General features: G+C 72.5%; 20 protein-coding genes. 13 read left to right on the plus strand and 7 right to left on the minus strand.

All coding sequences use genetic code 11. From position 1 onward, the window contains the following. Window positions 1-10 precede the first annotated feature (10 nt). The gene (locus NOCA_RS19270; protein ID WP_011756946.1) at window positions 11-3,397 is read left to right on the plus strand and encodes a pyruvate carboxylase; all 3,387 of its coding nucleotides are present in this window, start codon (window positions 11-13) and stop codon (window positions 3,395-3,397) included. After that, window positions 3,394-4,560 (plus strand): benzoate/H(+) symporter BenE family transporter, encoded by a 1,167-nt coding sequence (locus NOCA_RS19275; RefSeq protein WP_041547940.1) that lies wholly within the window; start codon window positions 3,394-3,396, stop codon window positions 4,558-4,560. The genes NOCA_RS19270 and NOCA_RS19275 overlap by 4 nt, the downstream gene beginning before the upstream one ends. On the opposite strand, the gene NOCA_RS19280 is transcribed toward NOCA_RS19275, so the two are convergent. From NOCA_RS19280 to lpdA, 4 genes are all read right to left on the minus strand, one after another. Next, window positions 4,541-5,740 carry a SpoIID/LytB domain-containing protein gene (locus tag NOCA_RS19280; RefSeq protein WP_158305684.1) on the minus strand — a complete coding sequence of 400 codons (1,200 nt, stop codon included), beginning with the start codon at window positions 5,738-5,740 and terminating at the stop codon, window positions 4,541-4,543. The two genes, NOCA_RS19275 and NOCA_RS19280, sit on opposite strands and share 20 nt — an antisense overlap. 96 nt (window positions 5,741-5,836) lie before the next feature. Beyond that, complete coding sequence (locus tag NOCA_RS19285; RefSeq protein WP_011756949.1) at window positions 5,837-6,991, minus strand: SpoIID/LytB domain-containing protein; 1,155 nt, start codon at window positions 6,989-6,991, stop codon at window positions 5,837-5,839. A 36-nt stretch (window positions 6,992-7,027) separates the two neighbouring features. After that, window positions 7,028-8,425 (minus strand): NAD(P)H-quinone dehydrogenase, encoded by a 1,398-nt coding sequence (locus tag NOCA_RS19290; RefSeq protein ID WP_011756950.1) that lies wholly within the window; start codon window positions 8,423-8,425, stop codon window positions 7,028-7,030. A gap of 11 nt (window positions 8,426-8,436) precedes the next feature. After that, complete coding sequence (gene lpdA, locus NOCA_RS19295; protein ID WP_011756951.1) at window positions 8,437-9,831, minus strand: dihydrolipoyl dehydrogenase; 1,395 nt, start codon at window positions 9,829-9,831, stop codon at window positions 8,437-8,439. 60 nt (window positions 9,832-9,891) lie between these two features. Here lpdA and NOCA_RS19300 point away from each other — a divergent pair, with 60 nt between their 5' ends. Then, window positions 9,892-10,344, plus strand: a complete 453-nt coding sequence (locus tag NOCA_RS19300; RefSeq protein ID WP_041547947.1) for a gamma-glutamylcyclotransferase — start codon at window positions 9,892-9,894, stop codon at window positions 10,342-10,344. Between the two features lie 113 nt (window positions 10,345-10,457). Here the strand turns inward: NOCA_RS19300 and NOCA_RS26030 are convergent, their stop codons facing one another. Then, window positions 10,458-11,543, minus strand: a complete 1,086-nt coding sequence (locus NOCA_RS26030) for a hypothetical protein (RefSeq protein WP_148217937.1) — start codon at window positions 11,541-11,543, stop codon at window positions 10,458-10,460. Window positions 11,544-11,610: 67 nt separating this feature from the next. Here NOCA_RS26030 and NOCA_RS19310 point away from each other — a divergent pair, with 67 nt between their 5' ends. Genes NOCA_RS19310 through NOCA_RS19325 form a run of 4 tightly spaced genes read left to right on the plus strand, consistent with a single transcriptional unit; the run spans window position 11,611 to window position 14,967 of the window. After that, window positions 11,611-12,432, plus strand: coding sequence for a purine-nucleoside phosphorylase (locus NOCA_RS19310; protein WP_011756954.1), 822 nt, complete (start codon window positions 11,611-11,613; stop codon window positions 12,430-12,432). An 8-nt stretch (window positions 12,433-12,440) separates the two neighbouring features. Next, complete coding sequence (locus NOCA_RS19315) at window positions 12,441-13,109, plus strand: TetR/AcrR family transcriptional regulator (protein ID WP_011756955.1); 669 nt, start codon at window positions 12,441-12,443, stop codon at window positions 13,107-13,109. A 10-nt stretch (window positions 13,110-13,119) separates the two neighbouring features. Beyond that, on the plus strand, window positions 13,120-13,932 hold the full coding sequence (locus NOCA_RS19320) for an NAD-dependent epimerase/dehydratase family protein (RefSeq protein ID WP_041546702.1): 813 nt from the start codon (window positions 13,120-13,122) through the stop codon (window positions 13,930-13,932). Between the two features lie 30 nt (window positions 13,933-13,962). Beyond that, on the plus strand, window positions 13,963-14,967 hold the full coding sequence (locus NOCA_RS19325) for an aldo/keto reductase (protein WP_011756957.1): 1,005 nt from the start codon (window positions 13,963-13,965) through the stop codon (window positions 14,965-14,967). Here the strand turns inward: NOCA_RS19325 and NOCA_RS19330 are convergent. Beyond that, complete coding sequence (locus NOCA_RS19330) at window positions 14,964-15,410, minus strand: SRPBCC family protein (protein WP_011756958.1); 447 nt, start codon at window positions 15,408-15,410, stop codon at window positions 14,964-14,966. The genes NOCA_RS19325 and NOCA_RS19330 overlap by 4 nt on opposite strands. Before the next feature lie 17 nt (window positions 15,411-15,427). Between NOCA_RS19330 and NOCA_RS19335 the strand changes: the two genes are divergently transcribed. Beyond that, entirely contained in the window at window positions 15,428-17,080 is a 1,653-nt protein-coding gene (locus NOCA_RS19335) for a phospho-sugar mutase (RefSeq protein WP_011756959.1), read from the plus strand. Here the strand turns inward: NOCA_RS19335 and NOCA_RS19340 are convergent. Then, the gene (locus NOCA_RS19340; protein ID WP_140403965.1) at window positions 17,077-17,652 is read right to left on the minus strand and encodes a hypothetical protein; all 576 of its coding nucleotides are present in this window, start codon (window positions 17,650-17,652) and stop codon (window positions 17,077-17,079) included. The two genes, NOCA_RS19335 and NOCA_RS19340, sit on opposite strands and share 4 nt — an antisense overlap. Before the next feature lie 53 nt (window positions 17,653-17,705). On the opposite strand from NOCA_RS19340, the gene deoC reads away from it, so the two are divergent. The 5 genes from deoC to NOCA_RS26035 all read left to right on the plus strand — a co-directional run bounded on the left by deoC (window position 17,706) and on the right by NOCA_RS26035 (window position 22,238). Beyond that, entirely contained in the window at window positions 17,706-18,680 is a 975-nt protein-coding gene (gene deoC, locus NOCA_RS19345) for a deoxyribose-phosphate aldolase (protein WP_011756961.1), read from the plus strand. A gap of 5 nt (window positions 18,681-18,685) precedes the next feature. Further along, complete coding sequence (locus NOCA_RS19350) at window positions 18,686-20,140, plus strand: aldehyde dehydrogenase family protein (RefSeq protein ID WP_011756962.1); 1,455 nt, start codon at window positions 18,686-18,688, stop codon at window positions 20,138-20,140. A gap of 64 nt (window positions 20,141-20,204) precedes the next feature. Beyond that, on the plus strand, window positions 20,205-21,074 hold the full coding sequence (locus tag NOCA_RS19355; RefSeq protein WP_011756963.1) for an aldehyde dehydrogenase family protein: 870 nt from the start codon (window positions 20,205-20,207) through the stop codon (window positions 21,072-21,074). Window positions 21,075-21,081: 7 nt separating this feature from the next. Next, the gene (locus NOCA_RS19360) at window positions 21,082-21,693 is read left to right on the plus strand and encodes an ATP-binding protein (RefSeq protein WP_011756964.1); all 612 of its coding nucleotides are present in this window, start codon (window positions 21,082-21,084) and stop codon (window positions 21,691-21,693) included. After that, entirely contained in the window at window positions 21,690-22,238 is a 549-nt protein-coding gene (locus NOCA_RS26035) for a hypothetical protein (RefSeq protein ID WP_011756965.1), read from the plus strand. Before NOCA_RS19360 ends, NOCA_RS26035 begins: the two co-directional genes overlap by 4 nt.

Here is a 22,238-nt window from a genome sequence, read left to right on the forward strand (position 1 = left end):
CGGTGTGCGCATGTTCTCCAAGGTCCTGGTCGCCAACCGCGGCGAGATCGCGATCCGGGCGTTCCGCGCCGCCTACGAGCTCGGCGCGCGCACGGTGGCCGTCTTCCCGTACGAGGACCGCTGGTCCGAGCACCGGCTCAAGGCCGACGAGGCCTACGAGATCGGTGAGCGCGGCCACCCGGTACGCGCCTACCTCGACCCCGAGGCGATCGTCGCGGTCGCGATCCGCGCCGGCGCGGACGCCGTCTACCCCGGGTACGGCTTCCTCTCGGAGAACCCCGCCCTCGCGGAGGCGTGCGCGAACGCCGGCATCACCTTCGTCGGCCCGACCGCCGACGTGCTCACGCTGACCGGCAACAAGGCCCGGGCGATCGCGGCGGCGACGGCCGCGGGGGTCCCGACCCTCGCCAGCGTCGAGCCGTCCACCGATGTCGACGCGCTGGTGGAGTCCGCCGGGGAGCTGCCGTACCCGCTGTTCGTGAAGGCCGTCGCCGGGGGCGGCGGCCGGGGCATGCGGCGCGTGGACGCGCCCGGGCAGCTGCGCGAGGCGGTCGAGACCTGCATGCGTGAGGCCGAGGGCGCGTTCGGCGACCCGACGGTCTTCATCGAGCAGGCCGTGGTCGACCCGCGCCACATCGAGGTGCAGGTCCTCGCCGACGGCGAGGGCCACGTGATGCACCTCTTCGAGCGCGACTGCTCGGTGCAGCGGCGCCACCAGAAGGTCATCGAGATCGCGCCCGCACCCAATCTCGACCCCGAGCTGCGGGACCGGATCTGCGCGGACGCCGTGCGCTTCGCGAAGGAGATCGGCTACCGCAACGCCGGCACCGTCGAGTTCCTGCTGGACGCCAAGGGCACCTACCACTTCATCGAGATGAACCCCCGCATCCAGGTGGAGCACACCGTGACCGAGGAGGTCACCGACGTCGACCTCGTGCAGTCCCAGCTGCGGATCGCGTCCGGCGAGACGCTGGCGGACCTCGGGCTCTCCCAGGAGACCGTGACCCTGCGCGGGGCGGCGCTCCAGTGCCGGATCACCACCGAGGACCCGGCCAACAACTTCCGCCCCGACACCGGGGTGATCACCACCTACCGCTCCCCCGGCGGCGGCGGCGTCCGCCTCGACGGGGGCACCGTGTACACCGGCGCCGAGGTGTCCGCCCACTTCGACTCGATGCTGGCCAAGCTCACCTGTCGGGGCCGCACGTTCGAGAAGGCGGTCGAGAAGGCCCGCCGGGCGGTCGCCGAGTTCCGGATCCGGGGCGTCTCCACGAACATCCCGTTCCTCCAGGCGGTGCTGGTCGACCCGGACTTCTCCTCGGGCCACGTCACCACCTCCTTCATCGAGACCCACCCACAGCTGCTGCAGGCGCGGAGCTCGGGCGACCGCGGCAGCAGGCTGCTGCACTACCTCGCCGACGTGACCGTGAACCAGCCGCACGGCCCCGCGCCGGTGAGCATCGACCCGGTGACCAAGCTGCCGGAGGTCAACCTCGACGTCCCGGCCCCGGACGGCACCCGCCAGCTGCTGCTCGACGTCGGTCCCGAGGAGTTCGCGCGCCGGCTGCGCGCGCAGACCGGCGTCGCGGTCACCGACACCACGTTCCGCGACGCTCACCAGAGCCTGCTCGCCACCCGGGTCCGCACCCGCGACCTGCTCGCGGTCGCCGGCCACGTCGCGCGCACCACACCACAGCTGTGGTCGCTCGAGGCCTGGGGCGGCGCGACCTACGACGTCGCCCTGCGGTTCCTCGCCGAGGACCCGTGGGAGCGGCTGGCCGCGCTGCGCCAGGCGGTCCCGAACATCTGCCTCCAGATGCTGCTGCGCGGCCGCAACACGGTCGGGTACACGCCGTACCCCGCCGACGTCACCCAGGCCTTCGTCGAGGAGGCGGCGGCCACCGGCATCGACGTCTTCCGGATCTTCGACGCCCTCAACGACGTCGAGCAGATGCGCCCGGCGATCGAGGCGGTGCGGGCGACCGGCACGGCCGTCGCCGAGGTCGCCCTCTGCTACACCGGCGACCTCTCCGACCCGGACGAGACGCTCTACACGCTCGACTACTACCTCGAGCTCGCCGACCGGATCGTCGACGCCGGGGCACATGTGCTGGCGATCAAGGACATGGCCGGCCTGCTGCGGGTGCCCGCCGCGCGCACGCTGGTCACCGCGCTGCGCGACCGGTTCGACCTGCCCGTGCACCTGCATACCCACGACACCCCGGGCGGCCAGCTCGCCACCCTGCTCGCGGCGATCGACGCAGGCGTCGACGCGGTCGACGCCGCGACCGCGTCGATGGCGGGGACGACCTCGCAGCCGCCGCTCTCGGCGCTGGTCTCGGCAACCGACCACGGGCCGCGGGAGACCGGGCTCTCACTCGGCGCGGTCTCCGCGCTCGAGCCGTACTGGGAGGCGACCCGCCGCGTCTACGCGCCGTTCGAGTCCGGCCTGCCCTCGCCGACCGGGCGGGTCTACCGCCACGAGATCCCCGGCGGTCAGCTCTCCAACCTGCGCCAGCAGGCGATCGCGCTCGGCCTCGGGGAGAAGTTCGAGCAGATCGAGGACATGTACGCCGCCGCCAACGACATCCTCGGCAACGTCGTCAAGGTGACCCCGTCCTCGAAGGTCGTCGGCGACCTGGCGCTGCACCTGGTCGCGGTGGGCGCCGACCCGACCGAGTTCGCCGACGAGCCCGGGAAGTTCGACATCCCGGACTCGGTGATCGGGTTCCTCAACGGCGAGCTCGGCGACCCCCCGGGCGGCTGGCCCGAGCCGTTCCGCACCAAGGCGCTCGCCGGCCGCACCCACAAGCCGCCGGTGGAGGAGCTCGACGACGAGCAGCGCGAGGGCCTCGCCGGGAGCAGCCCGACCCGTCGCCGTACCCTCAACGAGCTGCTGTTCCCCGGTCCCACCAAGGAGTTCACCGAGTCGCGGCTGCGGTACGGCGACACCTCGGTGCTGCCGACCCTGGACTACCTCTACGGGCTGCGGCGCGGCGAGGAGCATGCGGTCGAGATCGAGGAGGGCAAGACCCTGATCCTCGGCGTGCAGGCGATCACCGAGCCCGACGAGCGTGGCTTCCGGACCGTGATGACCACGATCAACGGGCAGCTCCGCCCGGTCAGCGTCCGCGATCGGAGCGTGGCCGCCGAGGTGGCCGCCGCCGAGAAGGCCGACACCTCGAAGCCCGGCCACGTCGCGGCGCCGTTCCAGGGCGTGGTGTCGATCGTGGTCGAGGAGGGCCAGCAGGTCGCCGCCGGCGACACCGTTGCCACGATCGAGGCGATGAAGATGGAGGCCTCGATCACCGCTCCGGTCGCCGGCACGGTCGAGCGGCTGGCCCTGTCCGGCACCCAGGCCGTCGAGGGCGGCGACCTGGTGCTGGTGCTGTCCTGAGCCACGCGCCCGACCGGCGCAGCACGCCGGTCCTCGCCGGCGTCGTCACCGCGGTCGTCGGCTTCAGCAGCTCCTTCGTGGTCGTCCTGACCGGGCTCGTCGCGATCGGCGCGACGGCGGCCGAGGCCGCGTCCGGCCTGCTCGTCCTGTGCGTGACCCAGGCGCTCGGCATGCTCTGGCTCGCGGTCCGGCACCGCATCCCGATCACGCTCGCGTGGTCGACCCCGGGGGCGGCCCTGCTGCTGTCCACCGGCACGGTCTCCGGCGGCTGGCCGGCCGCGGTCGGGGCGTTCGTGGTGACCGGCGTCCTGATCGTGCTCACCGGCCTGGTCCCGGCGCTCGGCGAGCTGATCGCCCGGATCCCGACCTCGCTGGCGCGCGCGATGCTCGCCGGCGTGCTGCTGCCGATCTGCCTGGAGCCGGTGACCGGCCTGGCCGACTCGCCGACGTACGTCGGTCCGGTCGTGCTCGCCTGGCTGGTTATGCACCGGGTCTCCCGCCGGTGGGCGGTGCCGGTCGCGCTCGCGGTCGCCCTGGTGGTGGTGCTCGTGGCGGCCGGCTCCTCGGTCTCGGCCCCTGACCTGGTCCCGGCGCTCGCCTGGACCACGCCGCACTGGACGGTGTCGAGCGCGATGAGCCTCGCCGTACCGCTCTACATCGTGACCATGGCCTCGCAGAACGTCCCCGGCGTCGCGGTCACGTCCAGCTTCGGCTACCAGATCCCGTGGCGCGAGACGATGACGGTCACCGGCGTCGGCACCCTCGCCGGCGCGCCGTTCGGCGGGCATGCGATCAACCTGGCGGCGATCACGGCGGCGCTCGCGGCGGGCCCCGCCGCGGGCGAGGACCGCTCCCGACGCTGGATCGCGTGCGTCAGCGCGTCGGGCACCTACCTGGTGCTCGCGCTCGGCTGCGGGGCGCTCACCACCCTGGTCGCCGCCGCGCCCGGTGACGTCATGCAGGCCGCCGCCGGCCTCGCGCTGCTCGGGACGCTCGGCGCCGCCCTGGCCGGCGCCCTCGACGACGAGGGCGGTCGGGAGGCCGTCGTCGTGTGCTTCCTCGTCGCCGCCTCCGGCATCACCGTACTCGGCATCGGCGCGGCCTTCTGGGCGCTGGTCGCCGGGCTGGTGCTCCGCCCGGTGCTCAGCGAGCGGCGACCCTGAAGGTCACCCAGGTCGAGCGCAGCCCGAGCACGGCCCGGAACGTGTCCCCGGAGACGACGACCTTGCCCTGGCTGCCGCGCATCGCGATCGTGCGGACCCGGCCGCCCCAACGGCCGTTGCCGTCCCGCGCGGTGACCGCGATCCGCCTCAGATCACCGAGCGCGGGCCAGGCCTGCTCGAGGCGCGCGTCGTCGACGGTCGTGGTCCAGGTGTGCACCGGGTTGCCCGACCAGCCGTCGTACGGGTCACGCTTGGCCGGCAGGTAGGGCACCGAGCCCGCCGACGTCCAACCGCCGCTGCTCGACCCGAACTGGGTGAACGCCGGCGCGCCGTCGCTGGTGAGGATCGACCCGGCGGTGGCATCGACGGCTCGGTCGGAGGCGGGGTGCTCCGCGTCGACCCCGCCGTAGACCTGGCAGGACCAGGTGTCGCAGAGCTGATAGGCCCGCGACTGCGGGTGCCGGCGCTCGTACGACGCGTAGGTGCGGGCCGCCACCGCCTGGGCGCGGACCGCCTCGGTGCTCCACAGCGCCGGGATCTCCAGCGGGACGACGCCCCTGAGGTAGCTCTCCAGGTCGACGTCGTTGACCGTGACCCGCTCGCCGGTGGCGGTCACCGCGACGCGGAGCCGGCCCCGGTAGGAGCGCTCACCGCTCGGGGTGACCAGCGTGACCGGCTCACCGCCCGCGTAGAACTCGCCCTGGCCCGTCAGGTCCCGCCACGGCTGCCAGCGCCGGTCCCGGTAGGAGACGCGGTTCACCCCGTCCTTGCCGACCGCGACCCGCCAGCGCTTCGCGCCGTTGTCGGGCAGCGCGACCCGGCCCTTGACCGCGGTGTCGCGGACGGTGAGCCCGGACCGGGCGTTCACGACCAGGTCGTCGGTGGTGTCGGCGGTCAGCAGCACGCTGATCCGGCCCTTGCTGGTCCCCCACTCGGTGCCGGGGTAGTAGAACTCCGCGATCTCGCGGTGGGTGAGGCCCTGGCGGGCGGCGCCCTCGGCGCCGTACTGCGACATCCCGTGGCCGTGCCCGTAGCCGCGACCCTTGATCGTGATGCTCGCGTGCGAGGGCACCTTCCAGACGTCCGCCTCCGCCTCCGCGGCCGCGGCCGGGCCGGCGGTCGCCAGCGCGCCCGCGGCCAGCATCGGGGTCGTCAGCGCGAGCGCGAGCAGGCTCGACACGGCGCGCATGGTGACCTCTGGGACGACTGTGACGGATGGGAACCCCAATCGCATCACGGGTCACACCCGTCCGCAATGTGAACCAGAGAACTACAGTTATGTAATTTCCAGCAGCGTGGTGCGCAGGCCCAGGTAGGAGCGGAAGGCCGAGCCGCTGACGTCCACCTCGCCCTTGGTGCCGGTGACCCGCAGCAGCGTCGCCCGGCCCCCCGGCACCTGCGCGGTGCCGTTGCCGTCGCGCTCGAGCACCTCCACCGACACCAGGTCACCGAGCCCGGTCCAGTGGCGGGTGATCTCATCGCCGGTGAACGTCCGGCTCGCCGGATCGCCGGGATAGCCGTGGTCCTGGTCGTCGGGCGCAGCCACCAGGTACGGGTAACCGCCATCGACGCTGTAGCCGCCGTTGCTCGCGGAGAACTGGGCGAAGATCGGCTCGCCGCCGTAGCTGCGGACCTCGCCTGCGGTCGCGGCGACGGCGGCGTCGGAGGCGGGGTGCTCCCCCGCCGCGCCGAGGTAGACCTGGCAGGCCGAGGTGTCGCACAGGTCGTAGTCGCGGCCCGCTGCCACGTTGCCACGCTCGAAGACGGCGTACGTGCGCGCCGCCACCGCCTGGGCCTGCACGGCCGCCGGCGACCAGCTCGCCGGCATCTCCTGGGCCACGACCCCGCGGACGTAGTTCTCGAGACCGACCGTGTTGACCACGCCGGACGGGGTGAGACGGAGCACGCCGCGATACGTCGCCGCCTTCACGAGGGCCATCGGCTGCCGGGACGCGAACGCTGCCGCGACCCGCGTCGTGCGCCACACGTGCCAGGAGCCGGTGCGGTAGGCCAGCTCCCACCGCTCGCCCGCGCGCCGGACCCGCCAGAGCTTGACGGACTTGCCGTCGCGACGGGTGGGCAGCGTCCAGGTCCTGGTTCCTGCCCGTGCCTTGACGCCCGAGCGTGCCTGGATGGTCATCCGACCGCCCGGTGCGGCGCTCAGCAGCACCCGGATGCTGCCGCGGGCGCTTCCCTGCGACGTGCCCGGGTAGTAGTGGTCGAGGATCTGGCCGTAGCTCTCCCCCGCGTCGGCGCGGTTGCGGGCGCCGTACTGCGAGAGGCCCTTGCCGTGGCCGTTGCCCCACGTGGAGATGGTGACGCTGGCCGGCTCCCGCTGGACGGGCGCCCGCTCAGACCGCTCGGCGTAGGCCGGAGCGACCGGCGCGGCGAGGGCGGCGGCCGTCAGCAGGACGGCGAGCCGTCGGATCATGGGTCCTCCGAGAGTCGTCGGCCGAGGGTCGTCGGCCTAGGCGCGGTGCAGGCGGCGAGCGGCCTCGGCGATCGAGCCGCTCATCGATGGATACACCGTAAAGGCCTGGGCAAGCTGGTCGGCGGTCAGCGACTCGGCGACCGCGATCGCCACCGGGTGGATCAGCTCGCTGGCCCGCGGGCCGACGACCACGCCGCCGACGATGGTGCGGGTGCCGGGCCGGCAGAGCAGCTTGACGAAGCCGTCCCGGACGCCCTGCATCTTCGCGCGGGGGTTGCCCGACATCGGCAGCATGACGACCTCGGCCAGGATCTCCCCTTCCTCCATGGCGCGCTGCGACCAGCCCACGGTGGCGATCTCGGGCGCCGTGAACACGTTCGAGGACACGGTCTTCAGGTCCAGGGGCTGCACGGCGTCGCCGAGGAAGTGCCACATCGCGATCCGGCCCTGCATGGCGGCGACGCTGGCCAGCATCAGCACGCCGGTGCAGTCGCCGGCGGCATAGATTCCGCGGGCCGACGTACGGGAGACCCGGTCGACGTTGACGAAGCCGCCGTCATCGAGGACCACGCCCGCCTCCTCCAGGCCCAGGCCCGCGGTGTTGGGCACCGACCCGAGCGCGAGGATGCAGTGCGAACCCTCGACGGTGCGCCCGTCGGTCAGCGTGACCGTGACCCGGTCGCCATCGCGCGACACCGACTCCATGCGCGAGCGGGCCAGGACCGTCATGCCGCGGCGGGTCAGGACGTCCTCGAGGACCTTCGCGGCGTCGGCATCCTCGCCGGGCAGGACGTGATCGCGGGAGGAGACGAGGGTGACGGGGATCCCGAGGTTGAGGTAGGCGCTCGCGAACTCGGCGCCGGTGACGCCGGAGCCGACGACGATCAGCTCGGTGGGGACCTCGGTGAGGTCGTAGACCTGCTCCCAGGTGAGGATCCGCTCGCCGTCCGGCTGCGCGGTGGGCAGCGTGCGCGGGGCGGCGCCGGTGGCGAGCAGGATCGCGTCGGCCTCGAGCACCTGCTCGGTGCCGTCGGCGAGCCGGGCCAGCACCCGGTCGGGACCGACCAGGCTGCCGCGGCCGCGGAGCACGGTGACGCCGTCGCGGTCCAGCCGCCGGCCGATGTCGGCGGACTGGGCGGCGGCGAGCCGCTTGACCCGCGCGTTGACCGTCGCGAGGTCGACCCGGATCGACGTGGCCACGTCGCCCTCGGCGTCGGCGAACGTCACGCCGAGCTCGGCCGCGTCGGCGAGGTCGCTCATCACCTCCGCCGTCGCGATCAGGGTCTTGCTCGGCACGCAGTCGGTGAGCACCGCAGAGCCACCGACCCCGTCGGTGTCGACGATCGTGACCTCGGCACCGAGCTGGGCCGCGACGTGGGCCGCCTCGTAGCCGCCGGGGCCACCGCCGATGATGACGACGCGCTGGCTGGTCATCCGACTGTCGGTCACAGGTTGATCATGTGGCCGGCGATGCCCTCGACGGCCTCCTTCATCGCCTCCGAGAGCGTCGGGTGGGCGAAGACGTTGCGGGCGACCTCGTCGGCGGTCAGGTCCCACTGCTGGGCCAGCGTCAGGGCGGGCAGCAGCTCGGTGACCTCCGGGCCGATCATGTGCGCGCCGACGATCTCGTTGTACGTCGCGTCCGCGACGATCTTCACGAAGCCGACGCCCTCGGCCATGCCGCGGGCCTTGCCGTTGGCGCTGAACGGGAACGTCGCGACCTTGACGTCGTACCCCTTCTCCTTGGCCTGGGCCTCGGAGTAGCCGAACGAGGCGATCTGCGGCTGGCAGAACGTCGCGCGCGGGATCATGTCGAAGTCGATCTCGTGGGTCTCGGCGCCGGCGATCGTCTCCGCGGCCACGACCCCCATCGCCTCCGCGGTGTGGGCCAGCATCAGCTTGCCGGTGACGTCGCCGATCGCGTAGACGTTCTCGACGCTGGTGCGGCCGCGGGCGTCCACCTCGATCGCGCCGCGGTCGCTGACCTCGACCCCGGCGTTCTCGAGGCCGTAGCCCTCGATCCGCGGCGCGAAGCCGAACGCCGCGAGCATCTTGTCGGCCTCGAGGACCTGCGCGTCGCCGCCGGCCGCCGGGCTGACGGTGACCCGGACGCCGGAGCCGGTGTCCTCGACCTGGTCGACCTTGGTCGAGAGCAGCACCTTCACGCCGAGCTTCTTGTACTGCTTGAGCAGCTCCTTGGAGACGTCCGCGTCCTCGGTCGGGACCATCCGGTCGAGGAACTCCACGATCGTGACGTCGACGCCGAAGTTGGTGAGCACGTAGGCGAACTCCACGCCGATCGCGCCGGAGCCGCCGATGATGATCGACTTCGGGAGCTGGTCGGTGAGGATCTGCTCCTCGTAGGTGACGACGTTCTGGCTCACGCTCATGCCCGGCAGCATCCGGACCCGTGCGCCGGTGGCGATGATCAGGTTGTCACAGGTGTAGGTCTGCTTCTGGCCGTCCTTGTCGACCTCGACCTCGCGCGGGCTCTTGATCGTGCCCCAGCCGTCGAGCTCGGTGATCTTGTTCTTCTTCATCAGGTAGTGCACGCCCTTGGCGCTCGCCTCCGCCACACCGCGGCTGCGCTTGTGAGTGGCACCGAAGTCCATCGTCGCCTCGCCGCTGATCCCGAAGGTGTCCTTCTCCTTCGTGATGATGTGGGCGATCTCGGCGTTGCGCAGCAGCGCCTTCGAGGGGATGCACCCGACGTTGAGGCACACGCCGCCCCAGTACTTCTCCTCGATGACGGCGACGGTCTGGCCCAGCTGGGCGGCGCGGATGGCGGCGACGTACCCACCGGGGCCGGCACCGAGGACGAGGACGTTGAAGTGGGTCACGGTCGCCAGCCTACTGACGTGACCGGGACCGGCTCCACGCCGCTCCACTACTCTGCACGCGTGACGCTTTACGCCGCCTACGGGACCAATCTGGATCCCGTCCGGATGAGCGAGCGCTGTCCGCACTCCCCGCTGTCCACGACGGGCTGGCTCCAGGGTTGGCGGCTCACCTTCGGCGGCGAGGAGCACGGCTGGGACGGCGCGCTCTCGACGATCGTCGAGGACCCGATCGACCAGGTCTTCGTCGCGGTGTACGACGTCACCCGCGAGGACGAGGCCGCCCTCGACGGCTGGGAGGCCGCCGACCTGGGCCTCTACCGCAAGACTCGCGTCCGGGTCGCCACGATGACTGGCGAGCTGGTCGCCTGGACCTACGTCCTGGACGCGTACGAGGGTGGGCTGCCCTCCGCGTCGTACCTCGGCATCCTCGCCGACGCCGCCGAGGCCGCCGACGCCCCCGCCGACTACGTCGCCGCGCTCCGCATCCGCCCCTGCCGCTCGATCGGGTTGTAGCCGCGGGCGAGCGCGTCGGTTTCCCCGGTTCACCGGGGAAACCGGAACTGTTGGGCCGAAACTTCGGGCCAACAGTTCCAGTTCTGCCTGAGCTTGAGGCCAGGTGGCGGGTCTCAGGCGGCGCGCGGGGCCAGCGCGCGGCGAATCATCGCGGCTGTCCGTGCCGGATCGGCCAAGTCGGCCCAGGTGATCCGGATGCATCGCCAGCCGGTGAGCCGGCAGATCATCGACTCGCGCTCCTTCTCCGCCACCACGACGTCCGACGCCCGTTGCCCTTCCTTGAGGAGCGCCTCGTACTTGATCTTCCCGTCGAACTCCAGGAAGACGCCCAGCTCGGGCCACGCGAAGTCCACGCGAGCGACGACTCGACCGTTCTCGTCCATGATCTCGTACTGGGGGATCGGCATCGGTAGACCCTCGCGGAAGCAGAGGTAGTACGTGCGGGACTCGCCGACCGACTCGAAGCGGCGGTCGGACAGTCGGAGGACCAGATCCGTCCGCAGCGTCTCCGGCCAGTGCTGCATCAGTTCGTAGCGGGCGCGAAGCGCCTCCATGGTGGTCGTGCCCGCGTGCAGCAGATGACTCACCACGCACACCGCGGCCTCGACGTCCACAACTGTCGTCGTCTCCAACGCCAGCCGGGTTGGCGCCATCACGGTGAGCCCGTCCAGCTCGACAGCGTCGCCGTCGAGGATCTTCCCGCAGTGCTGGTCCACGCCCGCCTCCGACCGTCCGGCTTTGCCGTCCTTCCTGGTGATGTGCACCAGGTCGAGGCTGATCCCCCAGGTCGGTGCATCGACGAAGGGCAGACCGGAGACGTGCGAGACGACGACGTTGGTCCGAGACTGCGCGACGACCGCCCGCGCCACCAACGCGTGTCGGCCCGCCTTGTCCAGCGCGTCCCAGGTGCTCGCATCGGTGTAGGCACCGTGTCGGATCTTGACCCACTCGCCGCCTTTGACGCGTTGAGCGATGGCCTTGTCGTTGAAGCCGTTCTCGAGCAGCTCCTTGCGCAGCATGACTCGCCCGCGGCGAGGGTCGTTCATCGGAATCATCATGCCGGTGGTCTGCCCGCGCCCGATCGGGCCGAAGCCGGCCGACTTCGCGCCTGTGGAGAACCCGCGCCGGCAACTTCGGGGGCAATACCGGAACCTTTGGGCCGAAGTTTCGGGCCAACAGTTCCAACTTCCCCGGTTCACCGGGGAAACCGCCCGCCCAAACCGGTCGAATCGTGCACCACGCCGCCGCCGCACTAGAGTCCGAAGCGTGACGCAGCAGCCCGAGACGCACAGCCCGCAGGACCCGTACGACCGAGCGACCGAGGCCGCCGCGCGGCTCGCGGAGCTCACCGGTGTGGAGCGGCACGACGTCGCCCTGGTGCTCGGCTCGGGTTGGCTGCCGGCCGTCGATGCGCTCGGGGAGGCGACCGCCGAGATCGCCACCACCGACCTGCCGGGCTTCTCCCCCGCCGCGGTCGCCGGTCATTCCGGCAAGATCCGCTCGATCCGCGCCGGCGACAAGCAGCTGCTGGTGTTCCTCAGCCGCACCCACTACTACGAGGGCAAGGGTGTCGCCGCGGTCGTGCACGGCGTGCGTACGGCGGCCGCCGCAGGCGCCCGGGCCATCGTGCTGACCAACGGCTGCGGCGGGCTCAAGCAGACCTGGTCGCCCGGGACCCCGGTGCTGATCAGCGACCACATCAACCTGACCGGCAGATCCCCCATCGAGGGCGCCCGGTTCGTCGACCTGACCGACCTGTACAGCCCGCGGCTGCGGGCCCTGTGCCACGAGGTCGACCCGACCCTCGACGAGGGCGTGTACGTCCAGTTCCCCGGTCCGCACTACGAGACCCCCGCCGAGATCGGCATGGTCCGCGCGATCGGCGGTCATCTGGTCGGCATGAGCACCACCCTCGAGGCGATCGCGGCCCGCGAGGCAGGCTTGGAGGTCCTCGGCATCAGCCTGGTGACCAACCTCGCCGCCGGCATCAGCGGCGAGCCACTCAACCACGAGGAGGTCCTCGAGGCCGGCCGCGCCGCCGCCTCCCGGATGGGCGACCTGCTCGGCCGCATCGTCCCGAGGATCTGACCCGCGTCGTGTCCGCCTCCACCGCCTCCCCCGCGACCGGCGCCTCCGCCGAGACGCGTCGACGGCTGGTCGAGGCGGCCACGGAGGCGTTCGCGGAGCACGGCGTGTTCACAGCGTCCCTCGTCGACATCACCCGGCGCGCCGGGCAGCGCAATCGGGGCGCGGTGCACTATCACTTCGGCTCCCGCGACGGCCTGATCGTCGCGGTCGTCGACCAGCACGCGGCCTTCCTCGCCCGACGCGAGGGCGAGCTCCTGGAGCTCGCCCGCAACCGCCCCGACGACGACCTGACCGCGGTCGTGGAGGCGATCGTGCGGCCGGCCGTCGAGCTCTCCGAGACCGGCACGGACGGCCGCCGCTACCTGGTGATCATCGGCCAGCTCGTCGAGGAGTACGACCGGGTGCACCCCGACGTGGCCGCCGCGCTCGAGCGCACCGGCGGCGTGCCCGTCTACGCGCTGCTGGCGGCGCGGCTGCCGGCGTACGACGAGGCGCTGCTCAACGAGCGGATGGCGCTGGTCACCAGCTTCATCCTGCGCTCGGTCGCCGACCGCGCCCGGGCCCAGGAGGGCGCCACGCCCGGCCGGGCCCAGCTGCCGACCGAGCGGTTCGTGACGAACCTGGTGGCGATGGCCGTGGGGATGGCGACCGCGCCGCTGCCGAGCGGTGACGGCTAGCCTTCGCCGGGTGAAGGTTCTCGTCACCGGCTCCGCCGGCAGCATCGGCCGCGTCGTCAGCCTGGGGCTTGCTGACCGCGGCCACGTCGTCGTCGGCCTGGACCGGGTGCCGCAGCCCGACGGCGAGGACGGCGCGTGGTACACGGTCGACGCCACCGACCCGGACGCGGTCGCCGCCGTGTTCGAGGAGGAGCGGGTGGACGCGGTCGTGCACCTCGCCGGCCACCCGGGCGAGGCGAGCCTCCGGGACTCCCTGACGTCTCACGTGGTCTCCACGGGTGCCCTGCTGGACGCGGCGGTCGAGCACGACGTGCGCCGCTTCGTCTACGCCTCCTCCAACCACGCGGTCGGCCGGACGCCCCGCGCCGGGCTCGGGGACGACCTGCTGGGCACCGACGTCCGGCCCCGGCCGGACACCTACTACGGCGTCAGCAAGGTCGCCGCCGAGGCGCTGCTGAGCCTGTACGCCGACCGCCACGACATCGATGCGGTCGCGTGCCGGATCGGGTCGTTCCTCGAGCGCCCCGAGACGATGCGCCAGCTGGCGACCTGGCTCTCCCACGACGACTGCGTGCGGATGGTCGAGGCCGCGCTGACCGCACCCGCCCCGGGCTTCGCGGTGCTGTACGGCATCTCCCGCAACACCCGCGCGTGGTGGGACCTCGAGCCCGGTCGGGCCCTGGGCTACGAGCCACAGGACGACGCCGAGGACTTCGCCGCCTCGGTGGCACCCGGCCCGGCGGACCAGGCGGAGGCCGCCCACGTCGGCGGCCCGTACGCGACGGCCGACCTGGAGCGACCGGCGCTGGACCGTTCCTCTTGACCTGACGCGACCAGCGGGTTGAGTAGGGGGATGACCATCCACCAGCGCACCCTCGGCACCGTCGCCCCGCTCACCGTCTCCCAGCTCGGCCTGGGCTGCATGGGCATGTCGGAGTTCTACGGAAGCCGCGACGAGGGCGAGGCGGTCGCGACCATCCATCGCGCTCTCGACCTCGGCGTCACCTTCCTCGACACCGCCGACATGTACGGCCCGTTCACCAACGAGCAGCTGGTCGGCCGCGCCATCGCGGGGCGGCGCGACGAGGTCCAGCTCGCCACCAAGTTCGGCAACGAGCGGCGCCCCGACGGCACCCGGCTCGGCATCAACGGCCGCCCCGAGTACGTCCGGTCGGCCTGCGACGCCTCCCTCGAGCGGCTCGGCGTCGACCACCTGGACCTGTACTACCAGCACCGCGTCGACAAGACCGTCCCGATCGAGGAGACGGTCGGCGCCATGGCCGAGCTCGTCGCGGCCGGCAAGGTCCGCCACCTCGGCCTCTCCGAGGCGTCCGCGGCCACGATCCGCCGCGCCCACGCCACCCATCCGATCACGGCGCTGCAGTCGGAGTACTCGTTGTTCACCCGCGACCTCGAGGACGAGATCATCCCGACGCTGCGCGAGCTCGGCATCGGACTGGTCCCCTACTCCCCGCTGGGTCGCGGCATCCTGACCGGCACGATCACCTCCGACACCTCCCTGGAGGAGGGCGACTCCCGGCGCTCGGCGTACTTCCCTCGCCTCAACGGCGAGGGCCTGCGCGCCAACCTCCGGCTGGTCGACCGGGTCCGGGCGATCGCCGAGGAGAAGGGCTGCACGCCCGGCCAGCTGGCGCTCGCCTGGGTGCTGGCGCAGGGCGACGACGGGCTCGGCGTCGCGCCGATCCCCGGCACCAAGCGGGTGCGCTACCTCGAGGAGAACGCCGCGGCCGCGGCGATCGAGCTGACCGGGGCCGACCTGGCCGCTCTCGACGAGGCGGTCCCGCGCGGCGCGGTCGTCGGCGAGCGGTACGGCGACATGAGCTCGATCGACAGCTAGCCCGATCGAGCGCTCAGCCGCGCGGAGAGACCCGCCACGCACCCGGCCATCATCCGGTGGTGGTTCCAGCGCAGCACCGGACCGGCGGCGTACGCCGCCAGCCCGAGCAGGCCAGGGACGGTGACCTCCTGGTCCAGGTCGAGGTGGGTGCCGCGGCCGTCGTCGGCGGGCGTCAGCTTGAAGCAGACCGACCCGATCAGGTCCCCCGAGACGCCGACCTCGAGCCGGGAGGGCGACCGGTCCGCAGCGTGCAGGACCAGGTCGAGGGTGTAGGGCAGCACCGAGCGGCACAGCACCCGCGCGTCGTCGGGACCCAGCGACGCGACGGCGACCACCTGCGGCCACCAGTCCGGGTAGTGCTCGAGGTCGACGAGCACGTCGTGCACCGCCGACGGCGACGCAGGGACGAACCAGCGACCACCGAACGCGAAGACCGGACCCACCCTCGTATCGTGCCCTCATGACCTCCGCCGATGTGAGCAGCCTGCTCCGGACCGCCCGTGCCTGGGTGGCCGACGACCCCGACGACCAGACCCGTGCCGAGCTCGAGGCGGTGATCGCGGAGGTGGAGTCGGGCGGTCCCGCCGACGACCTGCGCGACCGCTTCGCCGGGACCCTCGAGTTCGGCACCGCCGGGCTGCGTGGCGCGCTCGGCGCGGGTTCCAACCGGATGAACCGGGTCGTGGTGATCCGCGCCGCGGCCGGGCTCGCGGCGTACCTCAAGGACACCGGCACCGAGCGCGGCTCCGTGGTGATCGGGTACGACGCGCGGCACAACTCCGACGTCTTCGCGCGCGACACCGCGGAGGTGATGACGGGCGCCGGGCTGACCGCCTACCTCCTGCCGCGGCCGCTGCCGACGCCGCTGCTGGCCTACGCGATCCGCGAGCTCGGCTGCGCCGCGGGCGTGATGGTGACGGCGAGCCACAACCCGCCGCAGGACAACGGCTACAAGGTCTACCTCGGCGACGGCAGCCAGATCGTCCCGCCCGCCGACGCCGAGATCGCGGCGCGGATCGCGGCGGTCGGCGCGGTGGCCGACGTCCCGCGCGGGAGCGGCGGCACCGTGCTCGAGGAGGAGATCGTCGACCGCTACCTCGACACCGTGGCGGGGCTCGCCGAGGACGGCCCGCGCGACCTGTCGGTCGTCTACACCCCGCTGCACGGCGTGGGCGGTACGACGGTCCAGCGGGTGCTCGAGGCCGCAGGCTTCTCCGAGCCCGCGGTCGTCGTCCAGCAGGAGCTGCCCGACGCCGACTTCCCGACCGTCGCGTTCCCGAACCCCGAGGAGCCGGGCGCGATGGACCTGGCGATGGAGCTGGCCCGGGCGCGCGGTGCGGACCTGGTCGTCGCGAACGACCCGGACGCGGACCGGTGCGCGGCGGCCGTGCCCGGCCCGCACAGCTGGCGGATGCTGCGCGGCGACGAGGTCGGGGCGCTGCTCGCCCACGCGCTGCTGAGCCGCGGCAAGCAGGGCACCTACGCCACCAGCATCGTGTCGTCGAGCCTGCTCGGGAAGATGGCGAGGGCGGCCGGCCGGCCCTACGCCGAGACCCTGACCGGCTTCAAGTGGATCGGCCGGGTCGAGGGGCTCGCGTTCGGCTACGAGGAGGCGCTCGGCTACTGCGTCGACCCCGAGCACGTGAAGGACAAGGACGGCGTCTCCGCCCTGCTGCTGCTCTGCGAGCTCGCGGCCGCCGCGAAGGCCGAGGGCCGCGGGCTGGTGGACCTGCTCGACGACCTGGCCGTCGAGCACGGCCTGCACGCGACCGACCAGCTCTCGGTACGGGTCTCCGACCTCGGCGAGATCGCCGCGGCGATGGCCCGGCTGCGGGCGACCCCGCCCGCCGCGCTCGGCGGGCTCGCCGTCGAGCGCGCGGAAGACCTGTCGACCGGCAGCGCGGACCTGCCGCCGACCGAGGGGCTGCGCTACCTGCTGGCCGACGGCGCGCGCGTCGTGGTGCGCCCGAGCGGCACCGAGCCGAAGCTGAAGTGCTACCTCGAGGTCGTGGTGCCCGTCGACGCCGAAGGCGGAGTGGATGCGGCCCGGATCGCTGCCGCCGGCCGGCTCGACGCGCTGCGTGACGGCATCAAGCAGGCTGCCGGCATCTAGACCACCAGGGCGACCACCAGGGCCGCCACCAGCACGACCACGCCGGCGATCTCGGGCCAGGCGAGGGTACGGCGTACCTCCCCGGCGTCGTGGTGCAGCTCCCGGGCCTCGCGGGAGAGGTGGGTGATCCGCTCCTCGACGAACACCTGGTAGGTGTCCATCGCGGTCGGGGCCGGGCGGTTGCGAGCAGCACCAGCACGGTTGCGCAGGGTCTGGCGGGCGGTGTAGCCGACCACCGGGGAGGTGTAGCGCTTGTCCGCCGCGACCACGGCGAGCACCTGACCGACCACCACCTTCGTGATCGAGGCGAGGGGGACGTGGTCGGTGTGAAGCATGCCCCGCATCACCAGGTCGTCGCGGCCGGCCCACAGTGCCGGGCGCAGCAGCGCCACCCAGACGAGCAGTGCCCCGAGCAGCGCCGCGACGGCGACGACGGGCGCGTGCTCACCGCCCCAGGAGGCGATCGCGAGCGCCAGCACGATGCCCGCGCAGACCAGCCCGAGGTAGCCGCTGATCCGCCCGTTCGTCGCGTGGAAACGCTCCACGACGGCGTCGGGGCTGGGGTCGGTCATGAGGGCACTCTCCCGGTTGTGGTCCATGGCGCCGACAACCCTATGCTGGGTCGGTGAGCAGCACCCCCACCATCCTCGACCCCGCGTTCGAGGACGTCACCCGGTCGGAGGCGTCCCTGAGGAGGTTCCTCCACGGCCTGCCGGGCGTCGACCAGGTCGGCGCCGAGGCCCGCGCCGCCGGGCTCGCGACGCGGTCGATCAAGACCAGCGCCAAGGAGTTCGCCCTCGACCTCGCGATCCGGATGGTCGACCTGACCACCCTGGAGGGCCAGGACACCCCCGGCAAGGTCCGGGCCTTGTCCGCGAAGGCGATGCGCCCCGACCCCTCCGACCCGACCTGCCCGGCGACCGCCGCCGTCTGCGTCTACCCCGACATGGTCGGCATCGCGAAGCAGGCGCTCGGCACCAGCGGCGTGCACGTCGCCGCGGTCGCGACGGCGTTCCCCAGCGGCCGCGCCGCCCTCGACATCAAGCTCGCCGACGTCCGCGACGCGGTCGACGCCGGCGCCGACGAGATCGACATGGTCATCGACCGGGGCGCGTTCCTCGCCGGGCGCTACCAACACGTGTACGACGAGATCGTCGCCGTCCGCGAGGCGTGCCGCCGAGAGAACGGCGAGGGCGCCCATCTCAAGGTGATCTTCGAGACCGGCGAGCTGCAGACCTACGACAACGTCCGCCGCGCGAGCTGGCTGGCGATGATGGCCGGCGCGCACTTCATCAAGACCTCGACCGGCAAGGTCCAGCCGGCCGCCACCCTGCCGGTGACGCTGGTGATGCTCCAGGCCGTCCGCGACTTCCGCGGGGCCACCGGGCGGATGGTCGGCGTCAAGCCGGCCGGCGGCATCCGCACCGCCAAGGACGCCATCAAGTACCTCGTGATGGTCAACGAGGTCGCCGGTGAGGACTGGCTCGACCCCGACTGGTTCCGCTTCGGCGCCTCCACGCTGCTGAACGACCTGCTCATGCAGCGCACCAAGATGAAGACCGGCCGCTACTCCGGTCCCGACTACTTCACGCTGGACTGATCCCGATGCCTTCGCTCTTTGAGTACGCCCCCGCACCCGAGTCGCGCGCCGTGGTCGACATCAAGCCGTCGTACGGCCTGTTCGTCAACGGTGCTTTCGTCGACGGCCACGGCGCGTCGTTCAAGACGATCAGCCCCGCGACCGAGGAGGTGCTCGCCGAGATCTCCGAGGCCGACGAGTCCGACGTCGATGCGGCGGTGAAGGCCGCGCGTACCGCCTACGACAAGGTCTGGTCGCGGATGCCCGGCCGCGAGCGCGCCAAGTACCTCTACCGGATCGCCCGGATCATCCAGGAGCGCAGCCGTGAGCTCGCCGTGCTGGAGTCGCTCGACAACGGCAAGCCGATCAAGGAGTCGCGCGACGTCGACGTGCCGATCGCGGCGGCGCACTTCTTCTACTACGCCGGCTGGGCGGACAAGCTCGAGTACGCGGGCCACGGCCGGGATCCGCAGCCGCTGGGCGTCGCCGCCCAGGTGATCCCGTGGAACTTCCCGCTGCTGATGCTGTCGTGGAAGATCGCGCCGGCGCTGGCCTGCGGCAACACCGTGGTGCTCAAGCCCGCGGAGACCACGCCGCTCAGCGCGCTGCTGTTCGCCGAGATCTGCCAGCAGGCCGACCTGCCGCCGGGCGTGGTCAACATCGTCACCGGAGCCGGCGGCACCGGCCAGGCGCTCGTCGGCCACCCCGGGGTCGACAAGGTCGCGTTCACCGGCTCGACCGAGGTCGGCAAGGCGATCGCCCGGTCGGTCGCCGGCACCAGCAAGCGGGTCACCCTCGAGCTCGGCGGCAAGGCCGCCAACATCGTCTTCGACGACGCGCCGATCGACCAGGCCGTCGAGGGCATCGTCGACGGGATCTTCTTCAACCAGGGCCACGTCTGCTGCGCGGGCTCCCGGCTGCTGGTCCAGGAGAGCATCGCCGAGGACCTGCTCGAGCGGCTCAAGGCACGGATGTCCACGCTGCGCATGGGCGACCCGCTCGACAAGAACACCGACATCGGCGCGATCAACTCCGGCGAGCAGCTCAAGCGGATCCGCGAGCTCTCCGAGGTCGGCGACGCCGAGGGTGCCGAGCGCTGGGAGGTCGCCTGCGACCTGCCCACCAAGGGGTTCTGGTTCCCGCCGACCATCTTCACCGGCGTCTCCCAGGCCCACCGGATCGCCCGCGAGGAGATCTTCGGCCCGGTGCTGTCGGTGCTGACCTTCCGCACCCCGGCCGAGGCGCTCGAGAAGGCCAACAACACGCCGTACGGCCTGTCCGCGGGCGTGTGGACCGACAAGGGCTCGCTGATCCTCAAGATGGCCGCCTCGCTGCGCGCCGGCGTGGTCTGGGCCAACACGTTCAACAAGTTCGACCCGACCAGCCCGTTCGGTGGCTACAAGGAGTCGGGCTACGGCCGCGAGGGCGGCCGCCACGGGCTGGAGGCGTACCTAAGATCACCCCACGAAGGCGCGCGATGAGGGCGCTTCGCGCCGAGCGCGCACGCTTCCGCGGGGACCCCGATTGCCACGTGAGGATGTAGCGGTGAACAGGATCGACGTCCGCAAGACCTACAAGCTCTACATCGGGGGCGCGTTCCCACGCTCGGAGTCGGGCTACTCCTACGAGGTCTTGGACAGCAAGGGGAAGTTCGTGGCCAACGCCGCCCTCGCCTCCCGCAAGGACGCCCGCGACGCCGTCGCCGCGGCCCGCAAGGCCTTCGGCGGCTGGTCCGGGCGCACGGCGTACAACCGGGCCCAGATCCTCTACCGGATCGCCGAGGTCATGGAGGACCGCCGCCCGCAGTTCGTGCAGGTCGTCAGCCAGTCCGAGGGCCTCTCGGCCGCCAAGGCCGGCGGGGTCGTCGACGAGGCGATCGACCGCCTGGTCTGGTACGCCGGCTGGGCGGACAAGATCACCCAGGTCGTCGGCAACGCCAACCCGGTGGCCGGGCCGTACTTCAACCTCTCGACCCCCGAGCCCACCGGCGTCGTCGCGGTGCTCGCCCCGCAGGCGTCCTCGCTGCTCGGCCTGGTCAGCGTGGTGGCGCCGGTCATCGTGACCGGCAACACGACCGTGGTCGTCTCCTCCTACGAGCGGCCGCTGCCGGCCGTGACGTTCGCGGAGGTGCTCGCGACCTCCGACGTGCCCGGCGGCGTGGTCAACCTGCTGACCGGTTCGGCGGCGACCGTCGGCCCGTGGCTGGCCGCGCACATGGACGTGAACGCGATCGACCTGACCGGCATCGCCGGCGACACCGCACTGGCGACCGACCTCGAGGTCGCCGCGGCCGACAACCTCAAGCGGGTACGCCGGGCGCCGGCCGCCGAGCCGGACTGGTCGCCGGACCCGGGCCTCGAGCCGATGACGGCATTCCTCGAGACCAAGACCGTCTGGCACCCGATCGGGGTATGACCTGCCGGTGCGCGCGCGTGTGATCGTCCTCGCCGGGCCCTCGGGCGCCGGCAAGTCCCGCCTCGCCGAGCGGGTCGGCCTGCCGGTCCTCCGGCTCGACGACTTCTACAAGAACGGCGACGACCCGACCCTCCCGCGGATCGCCGAGGGCGCCAACGCCGGCCTGGTGGACTGGGACGACCCGCGGTCGTGGTGGCTCGAGGACGCGCTCGCCGCGCTGGACACCCTCTGCCGGGAGGGCAGCGCCGAGGTGCCGGTCTACGACATCGCGCGGGACGGGCGCTGCGGGGTGCAGACCCTCGACCTCGACGGCGCCGAGCTGTTCGTGGCCGAGGGCATCTTCGCCCAGGAGGTCGTGCCGCACGTGACTGACACGGGCCAGCTGGCGGCGGCGTACTGCGTGCGCCAGCACCCGGCCGTCACCTTCTGGCGCCGGCTGACCCGGGACCTGCGCGAACGCCGCAAGCCGCCGCTGGTGCTGGTCCGGCGCGGCTTCGCGCTGATGCGCGACCAGCGCCGCGTCGTCGCGCACGCGGTCGCGAAGGGCTGCGAGCCGGTCACGCCCGAGCAGGGCCTCGCCGCGGTCACCGCCCTGATCGGGAAGGGCGCGCTGCGGTGAGCGAGGACTGGCCGGAGCGGGTGTTCCGCGAGCGCCTGGTCCAGCCCGACCGGGTCTCCTGCGGCGCGACCGTCCTGGTCGTCGCGCGGATGATCCTCGACCACGGGTACGGCGAGTACATCGGCGCCGCCCCGTCCGTGCCGGACCGGTTCCGCGAGGAGGTGCTGGCGATGCACCGCCGGGTGACGGCGCCGGTGGACCGCGGCCGGCTGCAGCTGCCGTGGCCGCGGGCGCTCGGGACCCCGCCGTGGGCGGTCGCCCGCCAGCTCGGCGACCGGGACGTCCGGTGGATCCGCACCTCGCCGGCCACCGGGTACGACGCCATCGCCGCCGCGACCCGCGAGCACCAGCCGGTCCCCGTGTACGTCGGGAGTCGCTGGCTGCCCCGGCACGTGGTGCTCGCCCTCGGCGAGCACGAGGGCGCGCTGCGCTTCTTCGAGCCGGCGCGCGGGCGCCTGGTGGACGTCTCGCGCACCGAGTTCGCGTCGGCCCGGCTGGGCCTGGCCGGCTGGGACCACGCCTGGTGGGCGGTCCTGCCCGACTGA

The organism is Nocardioides sp. JS614 (assembly GCF_000015265.1).
In the GTDB taxonomy this organism is placed as follows: domain Bacteria; phylum Actinomycetota; class Actinomycetes; order Propionibacteriales; family Nocardioidaceae; genus Nocardioides.

Excerpts from the sequence above, each read along its gene's own strand:
- NOCA_RS19270 (WP_011756946.1), top strand. The coding sequence starts at position 11 with ATGTTCTCCAAGGTCCTGGTCGCCAACCGCGGCGAGATCGCGATCCGG.
- NOCA_RS19285 (WP_011756949.1), bottom strand. The coding sequence starts at position 6,991 with ATGATCCGACGGCTCGCCGTCCTGCTGACGGCCGCCGCCCTCGCCGCG.
- NOCA_RS19290 (WP_011756950.1), bottom strand. The coding sequence starts at position 8,425 with ATGACCAGCCAGCGCGTCGTCATCATCGGCGGTGGCCCCGGCGGCTAC.
- NOCA_RS19325 (WP_011756957.1), top strand. The coding sequence starts at position 13,963 with ATGACCATCCACCAGCGCACCCTCGGCACCGTCGCCCCGCTCACCGTC.
- NOCA_RS19335 (WP_011756959.1), top strand. The coding sequence starts at position 15,428 with ATGACCTCCGCCGATGTGAGCAGCCTGCTCCGGACCGCCCGTGCCTGG.
- NOCA_RS19340 (WP_140403965.1), bottom strand. The coding sequence starts at position 17,652 with ATGACCGACCCCAGCCCCGACGCCGTCGTGGAGCGTTTCCACGCGACG.
- NOCA_RS19350 (WP_011756962.1), top strand. The coding sequence starts at position 18,686 with ATGCCTTCGCTCTTTGAGTACGCCCCCGCACCCGAGTCGCGCGCCGTG.